This is a genomic window from Sinorhizobium sp. B11, from assembly GCA_039725955.1.
Taxonomy (GTDB): domain Bacteria; phylum Pseudomonadota; class Alphaproteobacteria; order Rhizobiales; family Rhizobiaceae; genus Rhizobium.
In genome coordinates this window covers 4,438,569-4,455,078 of record CP091034.1, presented here as the reverse complement: position 1 = coordinate 4,455,078, position 16,510 = coordinate 4,438,569, and the positions used below count along the sequence as shown (strand labels likewise).

Below are 16,510 nucleotides of genomic sequence, written 5' to 3'. Positions count from 1 at the left end.
TCCTTGGGAAAAGCTGTTCGGATGGCGATACATCGCAGAAAATTGCGGCGACGGAAGCGTAGAAAACTGCAAATAAAAGCGGCAACTGCGAATATTTTTCTCAAGCAGTCGTTCTAGTCCCGAATTCCGCAGAAACCGGTCTCAAACCGCGACGCGGCGGCGCAGTCTCTCGCTGACGATAATGATGAAACCCGCGCCAAGGATCATGATCGCTCCGACGATAACGTTGTGCGTCGGAATGTCGGCCCAGATCAGATAGCCAAGGATGAAGGCCCAGACGAGCGATGTATATTCGAATGGTGCAAGCACCGAGACCGGTGCCTGACGCATGCCTTCAAAGAGGGCGAATTGGGCACAGCCGGCCACGACACCGGTGCCGACGAGCAAGCCGAGTTGCGTCAAGGTTGGTGTCTGCCAGGTGTAGACGACAGCGGTGCCCGTCATAATGAGAAAGAAAACATTGGAGACCACAAGCTGGATGATCGTCTTTTCATGCAGCGAGGTCTTGCGCAGCAGCACCATGGCGGAGGCCCAGAGTACGGCTGCCTGCAGCGCCAGATAGACGGACCAGGAGATCGTGAGGCCGGCGGGATTGCACGCAATGAGAACGCCCACGAAGCCGATGCCAACGGCGAGCCAACGCGCGGGCGTCACCTCTTCTCTCAGGATGAACCAGGCAAGTACGGTGCCGACGACGGGAGCGGCGTAATAAAGTGTGGTGACTTCAGCGAGCTGCAGATGGCTTGCGGCGGTATAATAGGAAAGCCACGCGCAAAGCAGCAGAATGCTTCGGGCGATCATCGGCTTGATGATCGGTGAGGTAATTGTCTTATGGACAAGCTGGCCGCGGCCATAGGCGAGGCAGCCGACGAGAATAGTTAGGCTGCGGAAAAACAGGATCTGCCAGACGGGAATGCTCGCCGTCAAAACCTTGACGATCGCATCATGGAAAGTGAACGCCATGTAGGCTGATGTCGTGAGCAGAATGCCCAGGCTGATGGAGTTTTTCACGGAGATGTACCAGAGGCGGGTGACGCCGGCGGGAATCGAGGATGCCCGATCGATAATCCCGCGCTCGGAGGCGGTCAATATGCGAGATTTCGCCTGCCGGCGGCACTTTGTTTCAGAGCGTCAGAAAATGTGTGGCTGTGCATGTTGCATGCACGATTATCAGTGTTTATGCATGATTTCAGATTGTGAGAAATTGATCCGGTATGAACATGCAAGATTTCCTGTTGCGGGAACGCCAGACTGTGATTTCCGAGCGGCTCAAGACGCATGGTCGGGTGCTGGCCGCGGAACTGGCGCTCGAATTCGGCGTCTCGGAAGATACGGTGCGGCGCGACCTGCGCGAGATGGCTGCAGCAGGGCTCTGCGAGAGGGTATATGGCGGAGCCTTGCCGATTTCGCCGGCGCACGGAAGCCTGACCCAGCGCATGAGCTTTGCCACTGAGCGAAAGCAGGCACTGGCCCGTGCTGCTGCGGAGGAAATCGTCGCAGGGACGACTGTGTTCTTTGATGCGGGCAGCACCAATCTGGCGATTGCCAACGCTTTGCCGACTGATCTTGCGCTGACGGCGGCAACCAATGCCCCTGCGATTGCTGCCGCGTTGATCGAGAAGCCCGGTGTCAATGTCATCCTGATCGGTGGTCTGGTGGACCGCCAAACCGGCGGTTCGCTTGGCGCCAAAGCATTGCGGGACATGGAGCAGCTGGCACCCGATCTCTGCATCCTGGGCGCCTGCGGCGTCGATATCGAGGCGGGATTGACGACATTCGGCTTCGAGGATGCGGAGTTCAAGAGATTCGCTACCTCCAGAAGCAAGCGGGTCATGGTCGCTGCGACATCGGAAAAATTCGGCACGGCTGCACCACACAGCGTCCTGCCGGTCGCTCATTGCGAATGCCTGATCGTCGAGCACGATGCGGATGCCACCATGCTTCGGGAATACCGTGCACGCGGGTGCCGGACGATCATTGCGGACAAGACTGGCTGAGGCCGTTCCGCCTGTTATGGGGATCGGGCACGCTGCCCGATCAAGAGGAAAGACAAGGAAATGGATAGTAGCGTGGGTGCAGTGCCGAGGGCACGGAGCGGTTTCATCACCAAGAGCAGAGCGGCGGTCTCGCTGCTCTTTCTCATGAATGGTTTCGTCGTCGGCTGCTGGGCGCCAAAGATTCCCGACTTTGCCGAGCGGCTGGGACTGACCAAGTTCGAGCTCGGGCTGATGATCCTCGTCTTTGGTTTCGGCTCGCTGGTCATGATGCCGATCGCCGGTGCGCAGATCGCCAAACATGGTTCGCGCGTTGTCGTGCGGGTGCTGGCCCTCTGCGTGCTGCCGCTGCTTCTGGCGCTGACGCTTGCACCGAACGTCATATCCGGGGCGATCTCGCTCTTCCTTTTCGGCGGTTTCATCGGGGCAATGGACGTGGCGATGAATGCCAATGCTGTGGCAGTGGAAAAATCCATGCGCCGCGCTATCATGTCGTCCTGCCACGCTTTCTGGAGCCTTGGCGGCTTGATCGGCTCCGGCCTCGGCGGCCTGGTGATTTCCAAACTCGGTATTCTTGGTCACGCGGAACTGGCAACCGTGCTTGCCGCGATCTTCGTTGCTATCGCCTGGCCGATGATCCTGGCCGACCCGCCGCATCCCGAAGACAAGAAGGAAAAGACGCGGTTGCCGATGGTGCCGCTCCCTTGGCTGCTCGGTCTGATGGCCTTGTTCTGCATGGTACCGGAAGGCGCGGTGCTCGACTGGGGTGCGCTTTATCTCCGGCAGGAAATGGACGCATCGGTCGCGCTGTCCGGCCTCGGTTTTGCGGCCTTCTCGGCGACCATGGCGATTATGCGCTTTGCCGGCGACCTGGTCCGCGATCGTCTCGGTGGTGTGAAGACGCTGCGTATCTGCACGCTGTTCGCGATTGCCGGCATGCTGCTTGCAAGCCTTGCGCCTGACGCCGAGATCGCCATCCTCGGCTTCGCACTCTGCGGCATCGGTATTTCCAACATGGTGCCGATCGCCTTTTCGGCAGCGGGCAACATCCCCGGCTTGAAGCCTGGCATCGGTATCTCCGTCGTCACGACCATGGGCTATTCCGGCATGCTGGTGGCGCCCTCGGTAATCGGCTTCGTCGCCGAGCATGTGGGTTTTGCTGCCGTCTTTATGGCGCTGCCGGTGCTGCTGCTCGTGGTTCTCGCATTCTCCAAACTTGCGCACTATGCCGACGGTGTCTCGGGTGGCGGCCACTGAGCCGCCTCCAAACAAAAGTGATATACGGGGCGGTTGACAAGCTCGCGGGCTTGATCCACCTGAAAGGCTCTGTTTTCCGGGTGTAGAGCTCTTCATGTCTGCTTTCGATTTCGATCCGAAACCGCGCCGCGCCTCCGTTGCTGTCGATGTTGGCGGCGTCATTGTCGGCGGTGGCGCGCCGGTCGTCGTGCAATCCATGACGAACACCGATACGGCTGACGTGGATTCCACCGTCGCCCAGGTGGCCGCACTTCATCGTGCGGGTTCGGAGCTCGTCCGCATCACCGTCGATCGCGACGAAAGTGCTGCCGCCGTGCCGAAGATCCGCGAGCGCCTCTTGCGCCTCGGCATGGATGTGCCGCTGATTGGCGACTTCCACTATATCGGCCATAAGCTGCTTGCCGATCATCCGGCCTGTGCCGAAGCACTGGCGAAGTACCGCATCAATCCTGGCAATGTCGGCTTCAAGGACAAGAAGGACAAGCAGTTCGCCGAAATCATCGAGATGGCGATCCGCTATAACAAACCGGTGCGCATCGGCGTCAATTGGGGTTCGCTGGACCAGGAACTGCTAACGCAGCTGATGGACAAGAACCAGGCCGAGGGTTCGCCGCTTTCTGCCCGGCAGGTGACGCACGAGGCGATCGTGCAATCGGCGCTACTGTCGGCACAGCTTGCCGAAGAGATCGGCCTGCCGCGCAATCGTATCATCCTGTCGGCCAAGGTCAGCCAGGTTCAGGACCTGATTGCCGTCAATTCCATGCTCGCCGAGCGCTCAAACCACGCGCTGCATCTCGGCCTGACCGAAGCCGGCATGGGCACCAAGGGCATTGTCGCGTCCTCGGCCGCGATGGGCTATGTGCTGCAGAACGGTATCGGCGATACGATCCGCATTTCCCTGACGCCGGAGCCGAATGGCGACCGCACCCGCGAGGTTCAGGTGGCGCAGGAACTGCTTCAGGTCATGGGCTTCCGTCAGTTCGTGCCCGTCGTTGCGGCCTGTCCCGGTTGCGGGCGTACGACCTCGACGGTGTTCCAGGAGCTCGCACAGAACATCCAGAACGACATCCGCAAAAACATGCCAATCTGGCGTGAGAAATATCCGGGCGTGGAAGCGCTTAATGTCGCGGTCATGGGCTGCATCGTCAACGGACCGGGTGAAAGCAAGCACGCTGATATCGGCATCTCGCTCCCCGGCACCGGAGAGACGCCGGCTGCCCCCGTCTTCATCGACGGCAAGAAGGCCCTGACGCTGCGCGGCCCGAATATCGCTTCGGATTTCGAAGCGCTCGTCATCGACTATATCGAGAAGCGCTTCGGCCAGAAGACAGCAGCGGAATAATCACTCCGCCTTTCATCAGCCTCAGCTCTTGCGCTCGGCTATGAAGTGGGCCGCCGTAATCAATAATGCGGCGTGCTCGCCATAGGGGGCGAGCAGTTCTTCCGCGTCCTCGACATGCCGGCGCAGCTGTTTTTCTGCCCATTCCATGCCGTGAAGCGCCACGAGCGTTCCCTTGCCGCGGGCCGCATCCTTGCCAGTCGCTTTGCCCATGGTCAGGGAATCGGAAGTCAGATCGAGAATATCGTCGGCAAGCTGGAAGGCGAGGCCGATTTTTTCACCGAAGCGGCGTAGGCGCTGACGGTTCTCTGCAGATGCTCCGGCGATGATGGCGCCGGCCTCGCAGGCAAAGCGGATCAGCGCCCCTGTCTTCATCGCCTGCAGGCGGACGATGCCTGCTTCGTCCGGCGCCTGCTTTTCTGCTGCAAGATCGAGCGCCTGGCCGCCGGCCATTCCGCCGAGACCGGCCGCGCGGGCAATTGCCAGCACGAGTTCCGTCTTGCTGCGGTCCGGCAGATCGGTTTCCGGTGCGGCGATGATGTCGAAGGCGTAGGTCAATAGACTGTCGCCGGCCAGAATGGCAGTCGCTTCGTCGAATTTGATGTGTACGGTCGGCTTGCCGCGGCGCAGATTGTCATCATCCATGGCCGGCAGGTCATCGTGAACAAGCGAATAGCAATGGATGCACTCGAGGGCCGCACCGACGCGCAGCGCCGCCTGCCTGTTGCCGCCGAGAAGCGTGGCGCTTTCGACGACAAGAAAAGGACGCAGTCGTTTGCCTCCGTTGAGCACTGCATAGTGCATCGCATTCCGCAGCAGGTCCGGGCGGGCAATCTCGTCAGGTAACACGGCGGGAGAGAGCAGGAGATCAAGCAGCGCCTCGATCTCGGCGGCGCTGCTTTTCAACCGTGTCTCGAATGTTTCCCGTTTGGCGTCCATGCGCGCTCTTTGGCACGGCGGAATGGTTGCTGGCAACGGAATTGTCGATCACTGAGCCAAGATTTCCGCTGCACTCTGGCAATGCGGGTTTTCAGGCGGTATGACAGCGAAGAGGGCGAAAACGGACTGGGACATTGGATATAGCGCCGCAGACAGAGGAGAGCGTCGAGGCGCCGGTTCGCCGGCGCTGGCTTGGAGACCGCCAGGTGCTGAAGCGCGTTGTTCTTGCCGTTCTGGCGGTGCTGCTTTTGCCCTATGTGCTGATTTTTATCTATCTGCTGCCCTTCATCCATCCCGTTTCGACGCTGATGCTGCGCGATCTGGTGCTTCTGCGCGGCTACGATCGGCAGTGGGTGTCGATCGACGACGTTGCGCCCGTTCTCGTGCAGTCGGTGATGATGTCGGAAGACGGGCAGTATTGCTTCCACGGCGGTGTCGACTGGGACGAGATGCGCATGCTGGTCGAAGACACGCTGAAGGGCCAGGAGACGCGCGGCGGCAGCACGATCCCCATGCAGACTGCAAAGAACCTCTTCCTCTGGAACAGCCGCTCCTTCATCCGCAAGGGATTGGAATTGCCGCTGGCTGTCGGTTCCGACTTCGTCTGGTCGAAGCGACGGCTGATGGAGATCTATCTCAATATCGCCGAATGGGGGCCAGGCATCTACGGCATCGAGGCGGCGGCACAGTATCACTTCAAGGTGCCTGCCTCGAAGCTGACACGCCGGCAGGCATCGCTGCTTGCGGTTTCGCTGCCGAACCCGATCGACCGCAATGCCGGAAAACCCGGGCGAGGGCTGCGCAGGCTGGCGGCGATCATCGAGCGGCGGGCACAGGGTTCGGGCGATTACATCAAGTGCATCCATGAATGATATCAGAACTTGTCGTTGGAAGCGGCAAGCGTCATCTGACATTCTTGGTTCTGCCATATGGGCGATGCATCAGCAACCAAAGCCCCGAGTCGCCCATGACATCTACGACGCTTTCGCCCGAGCTTCTCCACTATTCGAAGACGCACAATCCCGCTCCGCCAGTGCATCTCGGCTCCCGCTACCACAAACTTGGGGGCTTCCTGCCGGAGCAGGGCAACACGATTGTCTGCCATCCCCCGAGGAGCTCACAAACGCTGCAGGTGCTCACCGAAGCGCGTGAAAAAATATCTGGCGATGCCGGAGGCCGCGCAATTCATCTTCACGCCGATCACCAGCCTCCATATGACGCTTTTCGAAGGCGTGATCGAGACCGGCCGCAAGAAGAACCACTGGCCCGATGACATTCCACTCGATGCGCCGATCGACGACATGACGGAGCTCATGGCGGCGCGGCTCGAAGGCTTCACGATGTTCGATCCCTTCAAGGTGGCAATCGTCGAAGCTCGTCCGTCCGGCCTGCTTCTCGAGGGGGCGACAGAGGGTGACCGCAAGGTGATGCGCGCCTGGCGCGACGCATTCGCAAATCTCCTGGGTTATCGTCAGCCCAACCATGAGAACTATAAGTTCCATATGACTTTTGCCTACCCGATCGAGCGGCTGGAAGACGAGGCGCTGCCGCGCTGGCAGGCGATGCTTGACGAGGTGACAGATCATATCCGCACCAGGGCGCCTGTGCTGGAGCTCAATCCGCCCGCCTTCTGTGTGTTCGAGGATATGAACCACTTCCACGAAGTGCTGATTTTCGATTTCGAACCCTGACAGGAAAACACCATGGACAAGCTGACGCTTTACATCGCCAACAAGAACTACTCTTCCTGGTCGTTCCGGCCGTGGATGGCGCTAGCGGGCGTCGGCATTGATTTCGAGGAGGTGTTGATCCCCTTCGACTATCCTGATGGTAATCCCAAAATCAAGGCGGTCTCGCCGAGCGGCCATGTGCCCCTGCTGCAGCATGGTTCCCTTAAGATCTGGGAATCCTTCGCGATCATCGAATATGTGGCCGAGCTTTATCCCGAAGCAGGATTGCTGCCCGGCAATCGTGCCGAGCGGGCGCTTTCCCGCTCGGTTTCCATGGAGATGCTTTCGAGCTTCCGGGCATTGCGCAGTGCCTGCCCGATGAATATCCGCCGGCCGAAGGGTAAAATCGCGCTTCCCGACGGGGTTTCCGCCGATATCAGCCGTATCGAGACGATCTGGCGCGATCTTCTGCAGAAATCCGGTGGGCCGTTCCTCTTCGGTGAATTCAGCGGGGTGGATGCGATGTTTGCGCCTGTCGTCAACCGCTTCGACATCTATGATCTCGTCAGCAGTGCCGATATACTGCCTTACATGAATGCGATGAAGGCGCATCCCGCCTGGCGGAAGTGGGAAGAATCTGCCCGTGCAGAGCCGTGGATCGTCCCGGAAGACGAAGTCTGAGCGGAGAATCAGAGGCATCGCAAAAAATACATATGGGGACTGGTCAAGGCGGCCCCTTGCATGTATAAGCGCGCAAAATTCCGAAATCGCGACATGTCCGTTTCGGCCGCCAGTCTGGCCGCGGATATGTTTTGCCCGCAAGTGGAGTAAGAGAAATGGCTGTACCGAAGAGAAAAACGAGCCCGTCCAAGCGCGGCATGCGCCGTTCGGCCGATGCGCTGAAGGCTCCGACCTATGTCGAAGACAAGAACTCCGGCGAACTGCGCCGCCCGCACCATATCGATCTGAAGACCGGTATGTACCGTGGCCGTCAGGTTCTGACGCCGAAGGAAAGCGCATAATTCTTTATGCGGCTTGTCCGATGAAGTTTTGAAGGCCGGCTCAACGCCGGCCTTTTTCTTTTCGAGATATTATAATCTTCGGTGTCTTGAAGTGAGACGCTGATATCAGGCAGTATTCCCGCGAGATCGGGGAGATATTTCTGCATGATTAACACAATACCGCTGATGGTTATTCCATTTATTCTTTACAATCTGGCGATGTTGGGCCTGATGGGCGGTGGCGGCATTCCGTCGCTCCAGCATGACGTGATCGTACTGTCGATGCTTTCGGGCGCAATCTGGAGCATGGCGCTCGGCGACCTCTTTATCGTCGTAGCGCTCGTCGTCCTCTTCTTCGAGATCCTGAAGGCAACCCGGAACGGTTCCGGCAACCTCATCAACCATATGCTGTCGATGTTGGTCTTCATCGCCTTCCTGGTCGAGTTTCTCCTCGTCCAGGACGCGGCGACCCAGGTCTTCTTCATCCTGATGACCATTGCGCTGATCGATGTGATTGGCGGCTTTGCGGTATCGATCCGCAGTGCCAACCGGGACGTTTCGATCGGCCTATAGGCTGTCGAGCTTGTTCTGCAGCGCGCGAAGCTGTTCCTTCAGCTCATCGATATCCTTGGCTTCCGCCTTGCGGGTTTCCTTGGGCGGTGGCGTCATGAAGGGCGAGAACATCTGCATGGCCTGCTGAAACATCTCGGTATTCCGGCGGACCTGATCTTCGACCATCTGCATGGGAAGCTGCAGGTTCTTGCCGAGCGGTGTTTCGCCAAAGGCGCGGTTTACCTGCTCGCGGATCTGTGACTGCTGCTCCGTGAAGGCGCGCATGGAATGTTCGAGGAAGCTCGGTACAACCATCTGCATCTGGTCGCCGTAATAGGTGATCAGCTGACGCAGGAAAGAGATCGGAAGCAGCGTGTTGCCGGTCTTCGATTCCTGCTCGAAAATAATCTGGGTCAATACCGAATGCGTGATGTCGTCACCGCTTTTGGCGTCCTGAACGACAAAATCCTCCCCCTTCTTCACCATCTCCGCCAGGTCTTCCAGCGTCACATAGGTGCTGGTGCCCGTATTATAGAGGCGGCGATTGGCATATTTCTTGATTACGATCTGACCCTCAGTCTTCGCCATATCAGTCTCCCAAACCCCGTCTGATTGTATGGATACTCCCCCGCCAGAGACTGTAGACGCAAAAGAAGGGCGGTGACAATCTCTTTGTGCGATGCGGCAAGCCCTTTCCCTGTACGGATAAATCCATTCGAGGGCGCTGCAGCAAAAGGTGGAACGGTGTTGGCATTTGACTTGCGCCTGCAGCTTTGTCAGTTTCCACTTATATGTGTGACGAGAAACGAGGAAACCACCCCATGAGCAGTTCATCCGTCGTCATCGCCTCTGCAGCGCGCACCGCTGTCGGTTCCTTCAACGGTGCTTTCGGCACAATTCCCGCTCACGAGCTCGGCGCAGCCGCCGTCAAGGGCGCGCTCGAGCGGGCAGGTGTTTCCCCTGAAGATGTGGACGAGGTCATTCTTGGCCAGGTCCTGCAGGCCGGCGAAGGCCAGAACCCCGCTCGTCAGGCAGCAATGAAGGCAGGCGTTCCCAAGGAGGCGACGGCCTGGAGCGTCAACCAGCTCTGCGGTTCAGGTCTGCGTGCCGTTGCCCTCGGCATGCAGCAGATTGCGCTCGGTGATGCGAAGATCATCGTCGCCGGCGGTCAGGAATCCATGTCGATGGCGCCGCATGCGGCGCATTTGCGCGGCGGCGTGAAGATGGGCGACATGAAGATGATCGACACCATGATCAAGGATGGTCTGACCGACGCCTTTTACGGCTATCACATGGGCGTTACCGCCGAAAATATCGCACGCCAGTGGCAGCTTTCGCGTGACGACCAGGACCAATTCGCCGTCGGCTCGCAGAACAAGGCCGAAGCCGCGCAGAAGGCTGGCCGCTTCAAGGACGAAATCGTTCCCTTCATCATCCAGGGCCGCAAGGGTGACGTAACCGTTGATGCCGACGAATATATCCGCCACGGCGCGACGCTGGAGGCGATGACGAAGCTGCGGCCGGCGTTCGACAAGGACGGCACGGTGACCGCGGCAAATGCCTCCGGCCTCAACGACGGCGCTGCTGCAGCCGTCCTGATGAGCGAAGCGGAAGCGTCGCGACGCGGCATCCAGCCGCTCGCCCGCATCGTTTCCTGGGCAACAGCAGGTGTCGATCCCCAGGTCATGGGCACTGGCCCAATCCCTGCTTCCCGCAAGGCGCTGGAAAAGGCCGGCTGGTCTGTCGCCGACCTCGACCTTGTCGAGGCCAATGAGGCCTTTGCGGCCCAGGCCTGTGCCGTGAACAAGGATCTCGGATGGGATTCTGATATCGTCAACGTCAATGGCGGTGCGATCGCGATCGGTCATCCGATCGGTGCTTCGGGTGCCCGCGTTCTCAACACACTGCTCTTCGAGATGAAGCGCCGCGGCGCCAAGAAAGGCCTTGCCACACTGTGCATCGGCGGCGGCATGGGCGTCGCCATGTGCTTCGAAGCAATGTAAATAGCACACGATGTATGTTCATCGAGTGCGACTGAGGGCGAGTTGACAACAAGAGGGAGCGAAGCATGAGCAGAGTGGCTTTGGTCACTGGGGGTACGCGCGGCATTGGCGCGGCGATTTCGATGGCTCTAAAGAATGCCGGCTACAAGGTTGCTGCCAACTATGCCGGCAATGATGAAAAGGCCAAAGCATTTCATGGTGTTACCGGCGTGCCCGTCTTCAAGTGGGACGTCTCAGACTATGTTGCCTGCGGCGAAGGCATAGCAAAGGTCCAGGCCGATCTCGGCCCGGTCGAAATCCTCGTCAACAATGCCGGCATCACTCGTGATGCTATGTTTCACAAGATGACGGCCCAGCAGTGGCACGAGGTGATCAATACCAACCTCACCGGCCTCTTCAACATGACGCACCATGTCTGGAGCGGCATGCGCGACCGCAGCTTCGGCCGCATCGTCAATATCTCCTCCATCAACGGCCAGAAGGGCCAGATGGGGCAAGTGAACTATTCTGCCGCGAAAGCGGGCGACCTCGGATTTACCAAGGCACTTGCCCAGGAAGGGGCGGTCAAGAATATTACCGTCAATGCTATTTGCCCCGGCTATATCGGGACGGAGATGGTGCTTGCGGTGCCCGAAAAGGTACTGAACGAGAAGATTATTCCGCAAATTCCGGTCGGGCGCCTCGGCGAACCCGAGGAGATCGCGCGCTGCGTGACCTTCCTCGTTTCCGACGATGCCGGGTTCATTACCGGTTCGACTTTGACCGCCAATGGCGGTCAGTTCTTCGCTTAAATTATTACTTGTGGCTGTGAGCGCAGTTGCTCGGGAAGCTGCCGGTTCCGTCATAGGGGCCGGCAGATGCGCCATAGGCGGCAAGCACAATGGTGACGAGGGCGGCGATCGCGATGATCCTGTTCATGGTGATGTCTCCCCGCGGACGAGCGCTCGGATAGTTGCCGTCCGCGGCTTCGGTTTCGTTGATGCTGTCAGGCGTTTGGATTGTGCCGTTTATTGGCTCTGGCGGGCACTTGCTGAACGGCGCGGTCGTGGCTGCGGAGAGCGGCGATTGCCGTCGTCAGGAAGGCTGAGGCGAGCAGGATAGCGACGGCGGAATTCAAGAAAATCTGGGCCATGGTAAGCGCTCCTATCCATTCGCGGGCGGCACATGCTCTGCCTGCGATCTTGAAAGGAATATGGGCTCAGGTCTGCCAAGGCGGTAGATTTGACTTCAGCGACCGATTGTCAACGCCGCGTTGACGACAATAGCGGGCAACAAAAACGGGCGCCGAAGCGCCCGTCCAAAATTTCCGATGGGCCAGGATCGATCAGCGGCAACGCGCTTCGTAGCGGCGACCGTAACGGTCGCGATAGATGCAGTAACCCTGACGTTCGACCGAATGGCCGATCAGCGCGCCTGTCAGACCGCCGGCGACTGCGCCAACTGCCGCGCCACCCCAGCTGTTGGTGACAGCGCCACCGATGATTGCGCCCGTGCCGGCGCCAATCGCCGTGCCCTGCTCCGTCGGGGTGCAGGATGCGAGAGCGCCAATGAGAGCGCAGCTAAGGATGATCTTCTTCATGTCTAAACTCCCCAGGTTATCGGCCTTTAAATTCGGCCCATCAGCACAAGAATGATAATGATGACGAGAACTAACCCCAAACCACCTGAAGGTCCATAGCCCCATCCGCGGCTATAACCCCAATTCGGCAAGGCGCCGACCAATAACAGTATAAGGATAATAAGAAGTATCGTGCCAAGCATGGTATTTGTCCTGCCTCATCCTCATTTCGACTGGACTAGAAACCCACATCGGCGAATTTTGTTCCCGGCTAAGCTCTCAGAATATCACGGCGGCGTTATCAGCTGTTGCAACGGAAGCCGACTTTAGCCGGTTTCGTGGAAAGCAAGTCGGCGAAATGCCATCGGGCATTTTCTAAGTATGGTTAAAAATATCTTTTAATACAATATGTTGCGGTGAACAAAGCGGGAAAATGGAGATGTCTCCGATTCGTCAGCGATTCGTTCCGGCTTTGATCGGCCATGACCTTTTACCGGATCGTCGGCACCGGCCGGTTTAATGCTCCGTAAATTTTGCATGTCAAAGATTAATGGCTTCCGGCGGTTCGGAGTGGCCATAGCAAATCCGGAATCCGTATCTTGGGATCGGTGCGAAAATGCGCACAAGATCTCGCCGTGAACGAAAAGGGAAAGCCTCGACTTTAGCGATTCGTCTCCGGTTCGTTCCGGCTTTGGTCGAAGCGTTAATTTCAGGCTTGACCTTTGCGCTTTTACGATTCGGCAACAAGCGTTAACGGCAGCTGCCGCCACCAGTTCTCAGGTAATGCTGCAGATTCAGTATCTAGTGTAAAAAAGCGATTCAAAATCAATACTTAGCCGTGAACAAAAGCTGAATCAGCCGGAGTCAGCGATTCGTCTCCGATTCGTTCTCAAGCTGTTCCGAATCTTAAATCAAGGACTTAGCGGGCTGTGACTTCTGTGCTCAATCCAAAGTCTATTTCAAATCCGCCCTTGCGTTTGGAGCTTTGGCTGTCCATGTGTTCTCTGCCTCATCCGAAGCTCCGACTTGACCCTGGGCGCTATCGCCTCACTTGCATGGACCATGACCCTGACTTCGCAGCCGATGATACTGAGCGGGCGCGGTGTGACCGCGGTGCTCGGACCGACCAATACCGGCAAGACCCATTATGCAATCGAACGCATGGTGGCGCATGGCACTGGTGTGATCGGCCTGCCGCTCCGATTGCTGGCGCGTGAGGTCTATACGCGCGTGGTCGAAAAGGTCGGCGCCCAGAACGTGGCGCTGGTGACCGGCGAAGAAAAGATCTCGCCGCCGAACGCGCGTTTTTTCCGTTTGTACAGTCGAGGCGATGCCGCGGGAAACCAAGGCTGCCTTCGTCGCCATCGACGAAGTGCAGCTTGCGGGCGATCTCGAGCGCGGTCACATCTTTACGGACCGGATCCTGCATCTGCGCGGCCGCGAGGAGACGCTTCTATTGGGCGCCGGCACCATGCGGCCGATCCTGCAGCAGCTCCTGCCGGGAATTATGGTCACGGAGCGGCCGCGGCTTTCTCATCTTCTCTATGCCGGGCAGAAGAAGATTACTCGGTTGCCGCAGCGTTCGGCGATCGTCGCCTTCTCGGCTGATGAAGTTTATGCGATCGCGGAGCTGATCCGGCGCCAGCGCGGCGGTGCGGCCGTCGTGCTCGGAGCGCTCAGCCCGCGTACCCGCAATGCCCAGGTAGCGCTTTATCAGGCGGGCGACGTCGAATATCTCGTTGCGACCGATGCGATCGGCATGGGCCTCAATCTCGATGTCGATCATGTGGCCTTCGCGCAGGATCGGAAGTTTGACGGCTATCAGTTCCGTAATCTCAATCCAGGAGAACTCGGCCAGATCGCCGGCCGCGCCGGTCGCCATGTGCGCGATGGAACCTTTGGTGTTACCGGCCAGGTTTCACCCTTCGACGAGGAGCTCGTGCAGCGCATCGAGGGCCACGAGTTTGACAACGTCAAGGTTCTGCAATGGCGGACCAAGGATCTCGATTTCTCGACGATACAATCCCTGCGGGCAAGTCTTGAGACCGGTCCCCGCGTGCCGGGCCTGACGCGGGCGTTGCCCGCTGTCGACCAACAGGCGCTTGAACATTTGTCGCGTTATCCGGAAATCGTCGACCTCGCCAATACGCCTGCGCGGGTCGAAAAGCTCTGGGAGGCTTGCGCTTTGCCGGACTATCGGCGCATAACGCCTGCGCAACATGCCGATCTTATTTCTACCCTCTTTTCCGATCTGGTGCGCTATGGCACGGTGAATGAACAGTTTCTCGCCGAACAAGTTCACCGTTCGGATCGGACAGATGGAGAAATTGACACGCTTTCGGCGCGAATCGCGCAGATAAGAACCTGGACCTATGTATCGAATCGGCCCGGCTGGCTTGCCGATCCGACACACTGGCAGGAAAAGACGCGGGAAATCGAAGATCGATTGTCCGATGCGTTACATGAAAGGTTGACGAAACGCTTTGTTGATCGCAGGACATCTGTGCTCATGAAGCGCCTGAGAGAGAATGCGATGCTGGAAGCTGAAATCAGTGTGAATGGCGATGTCTTTGTTGAAGGACATCATGTGGGGCAGTTGACCGGGTTCCGCTTTACGCCTGTCGGTGGAACGGACGGGCCGGACGCCAAGGCGGTTCAGGCTGCGTCGCAAAAGGCGCTTGGGCTCGAATTCGAAGCTCGCGCCGCGCGCCTGCATGCCGCGGGCAATGCCGATCTGGCGATCGGCTCGGATGGACTCGTGCGTTGGCTCGGCGATCCCGTTGGCCGTCTTTCGGGCAGCGACCATGTGATGCGTCCGCGCGTCATCCTGCTTGCCGACGACCAGCTTACGGGCAACGCGCGCGACCATGTCGCCGCCCGTATCGAACGTTTCGTCAATCATCATATCAGCACGGTCCTGAAGCCGCTCGACGATCTGTCGCGTGCCGAAGACCTGCAGGGCCTTGCCAAGGGGCTTGCCTTCCAGCTCGTCGAGAATCTCGGCGTGCTCTTCCGCCGCGACGTGACGGAAGAAGTGAAGTCTCTGGATCAGGATGCGCGCGCCTCCATGCGTCGCTATGGAATCCGCTTCGGCGCTTATCATATCTTCGTGCCGGCGCTTCTGAAGCCGGCACCGGCAGAGCTCATCACCCTGCTTTGGGCGCTGAAGAACGATGGCCTCGACAAGGCAGGTTATGGCGACCTCATTCCGGTGCTCGCTGCCGGCCGCACCTCAGTGGTCACGGATCCGAGCTTCGAGCGCATGTTCTACAAACTGGCGGGCTTCCGGTTCCTCGGCAAGCGCGCCGTGCGCATCGATATTCTCGAGCGTCTGGCCGACCTCATCCGTCCGCTCCTGCAATGGAAGCCGGGTCAGGGCACGCGCCCGGAAGGCGCATATGACGGTCGCCGCTTCACGACGACGACGGCGATGCTGTCTATTCTCGGCGCGACGCTCGAAGACATGGAAGAGATCCTCAAGGGTCTCGGCTACCGCGCCGATGCCGTGAAGGCTGAGGAAGCGGCCGCATTCCTTGCAACACAGGATGCATCGTCTGCCCCGGCGGCGACGGCGGAACTCGCGGCAGAAGAAACGGCTGAAAAGGCCGACCATGACGACGCAGACGGTGCTTCGGAAGAAACGCCGGTCGTCGAAGCTGCATCTGTGGCTGCGGAAACGCCTTCTGTCGCCGAAGGTTCGGCAGAAGCCGGCGAGACCGAGGCTGCAGAACCGAAGCCGGTTCTCCTGTGGCGCCTTGGTGGCCGCAACGAGAACCCGCGGCAGGCACGCGGCCATGGCGATCGCCGTGGCGGACAGAGCCAGGGCCAAGGCCAGGGTCAGGACCGCGGTGAGCGCAACAATCGCCGTCAAGGTGGTGAAGGCGGCGAGGGCCGGGACGGCAATCGCAATCAAAACCGCAACCGGGATGGCGGCAATCGCGACGGCAACCGGGACGGCGGCAATCGTGATGGGGGCAGGCCTCAGAACGCGCGTAATGACCGCAACGAGCAGCGCGGCGATCGCCAGGACCGTGGTGACCGCAAGGATCGCGGTGATCGCAACGACCGTAACAACAATCGCGGCAATTCGCAGCCGCTGCGCTTCGAAGCCAAGCCGCCGCGCAAGGAGAAGCCGATCGATCCGGATTCACCCTTCGCCAAGCTTGCAGCTCTCAAGGAGCAGATGAAGAAGTAATC

Annotated in this window: 15 protein-coding genes and 2 pseudogenes; 11 read left to right on the top strand and 6 right to left on the bottom strand. The window is 59.1% G+C overall.

From position 1 onward, the window contains the following. Positions 1–141: 141 nt before the first annotated feature. On the bottom strand, positions 142–1,011 hold the full coding sequence (locus tag LVY75_32000; GenBank protein XAZ25874.1) for a DMT family transporter: 870 nt from the start codon (positions 1,009–1,011) through the stop codon (positions 142–144). Positions 1,012–1,220: 209 nt separating this feature from the next. Between LVY75_32000 and LVY75_31995 the strand changes: the two genes are divergently transcribed. From LVY75_31995 to ispG, 3 genes are all read left to right on the top strand, one after another. After that, the gene (locus LVY75_31995; protein XAZ25873.1) at positions 1,221–1,997 is read left to right on the top strand and encodes a DeoR/GlpR family DNA-binding transcription regulator; all 777 of its coding nucleotides are present in this window, start codon (positions 1,221–1,223) and stop codon (positions 1,995–1,997) included. 60 nt (positions 1,998–2,057) lie between these two features. After that, the gene (locus LVY75_31990; protein XAZ23367.1) at positions 2,058–3,251 is read left to right on the top strand and encodes an MFS transporter; all 1,194 of its coding nucleotides are present in this window, start codon (positions 2,058–2,060) and stop codon (positions 3,249–3,251) included. Between the two features lie 94 nt (positions 3,252–3,345). Then, complete coding sequence (gene ispG, locus LVY75_31985; protein ID XAZ23366.1) at positions 3,346–4,593, top strand: flavodoxin-dependent (E)-4-hydroxy-3-methylbut-2-enyl-diphosphate synthase; 1,248 nt, start codon at positions 3,346–3,348, stop codon at positions 4,591–4,593. A gap of 21 nt (positions 4,594–4,614) precedes the next feature. Here ispG and LVY75_31980 read toward each other — a convergent pair whose 3' ends face one another. After that, positions 4,615–5,529 carry a polyprenyl synthetase family protein gene (locus LVY75_31980; protein XAZ23365.1) on the bottom strand — a complete coding sequence of 305 codons (915 nt, stop codon included), beginning with the start codon at positions 5,527–5,529 and terminating at the stop codon, positions 4,615–4,617. 134 nt (positions 5,530–5,663) lie between these two features. Here LVY75_31980 and mtgA point away from each other — a divergent pair, with 134 nt between their 5' ends. From mtgA to LVY75_31955, 5 genes and pseudogenes are all read left to right on the top strand, one after another. Continuing rightward, entirely contained in the window at positions 5,664–6,401 is a 738-nt protein-coding gene (mtgA, locus tag LVY75_31975) for a monofunctional biosynthetic peptidoglycan transglycosylase (protein XAZ23364.1), read from the top strand. Positions 6,402–6,496: 95 nt separating this feature from the next. Next, a pseudogene (locus LVY75_31970) lies at positions 6,497–7,220 on the top strand (DUF1868 domain-containing protein). Positions 7,221–7,232: 12 nt separating this feature from the next. Continuing rightward, entirely contained in the window at positions 7,233–7,880 is a 648-nt protein-coding gene (locus LVY75_31965; GenBank protein ID XAZ23363.1) for a glutathione S-transferase family protein, read from the top strand. 155 nt (positions 7,881–8,035) lie between these two features. Next, positions 8,036–8,221 (top strand): 50S ribosomal protein L32, encoded by a 186-nt coding sequence (rpmF, locus tag LVY75_31960; GenBank protein ID XAZ23362.1) that lies wholly within the window; start codon positions 8,036–8,038, stop codon positions 8,219–8,221. A 144-nt stretch (positions 8,222–8,365) separates the two neighbouring features. After that, a complete protein-coding gene (locus LVY75_31955; protein XAZ23361.1) occupies positions 8,366–8,773 on the top strand; it encodes a hypothetical protein in 408 nt (135 codons plus the stop codon). On the opposite strand, the gene phaR is transcribed toward LVY75_31955, so the two are convergent. Further along, on the bottom strand, positions 8,768–9,340 hold the full coding sequence (gene phaR / locus LVY75_31950; protein ID XAZ23360.1) for a polyhydroxyalkanoate synthesis repressor PhaR: 573 nt from the start codon (positions 9,338–9,340) through the stop codon (positions 8,768–8,770). The two genes, LVY75_31955 and phaR, sit on opposite strands and share 6 nt — an antisense overlap. Before the next feature lie 233 nt (positions 9,341–9,573). Here phaR and LVY75_31945 point away from each other — a divergent pair, with 233 nt between their 5' ends. Next, entirely contained in the window at positions 9,574–10,755 is a 1,182-nt protein-coding gene (locus LVY75_31945) for an acetyl-CoA C-acetyltransferase (GenBank protein XAZ23359.1), read from the top strand. 65 nt (positions 10,756–10,820) lie between these two features. Then, positions 10,821–11,546 carry a beta-ketoacyl-ACP reductase gene (locus tag LVY75_31940; GenBank protein ID XAZ23358.1) on the top strand — a complete coding sequence of 242 codons (726 nt, stop codon included), beginning with the start codon at positions 10,821–10,823 and terminating at the stop codon, positions 11,544–11,546. 194 nt (positions 11,547–11,740) lie between these two features. Here the strand turns inward: LVY75_31940 and LVY75_31935 are convergent, their stop codons facing one another. The 3 genes from LVY75_31935 to LVY75_31925 all read right to left on the bottom strand — a co-directional run bounded on the left by LVY75_31935 (position 11,741) and on the right by LVY75_31925 (position 12,516). Beyond that, positions 11,741–11,887 (bottom strand): hypothetical protein, encoded by a 147-nt coding sequence (locus LVY75_31935; protein XAZ23357.1) that lies wholly within the window; start codon positions 11,885–11,887, stop codon positions 11,741–11,743. Between the two features lie 192 nt (positions 11,888–12,079). Beyond that, on the bottom strand, positions 12,080–12,334 hold the full coding sequence (locus LVY75_31930) for a glycine zipper domain-containing protein (GenBank protein XAZ23356.1): 255 nt from the start codon (positions 12,332–12,334) through the stop codon (positions 12,080–12,082). A 26-nt stretch (positions 12,335–12,360) separates the two neighbouring features. Continuing rightward, positions 12,361–12,516: a DUF3309 domain-containing protein gene (locus LVY75_31925; GenBank protein ID XAZ23355.1), complete on the bottom strand. Its 156-nt coding sequence runs from the start codon at positions 12,514–12,516 to the stop codon at positions 12,361–12,363. Positions 12,517–13,375: 859 nt separating this feature from the next. Between LVY75_31925 and LVY75_31920 the strand changes: the two are divergent. Then, positions 13,376–16,508: pseudogene (locus LVY75_31920) on the top strand (helicase). Positions 16,509–16,510: the final 2 nt, after the last annotated feature.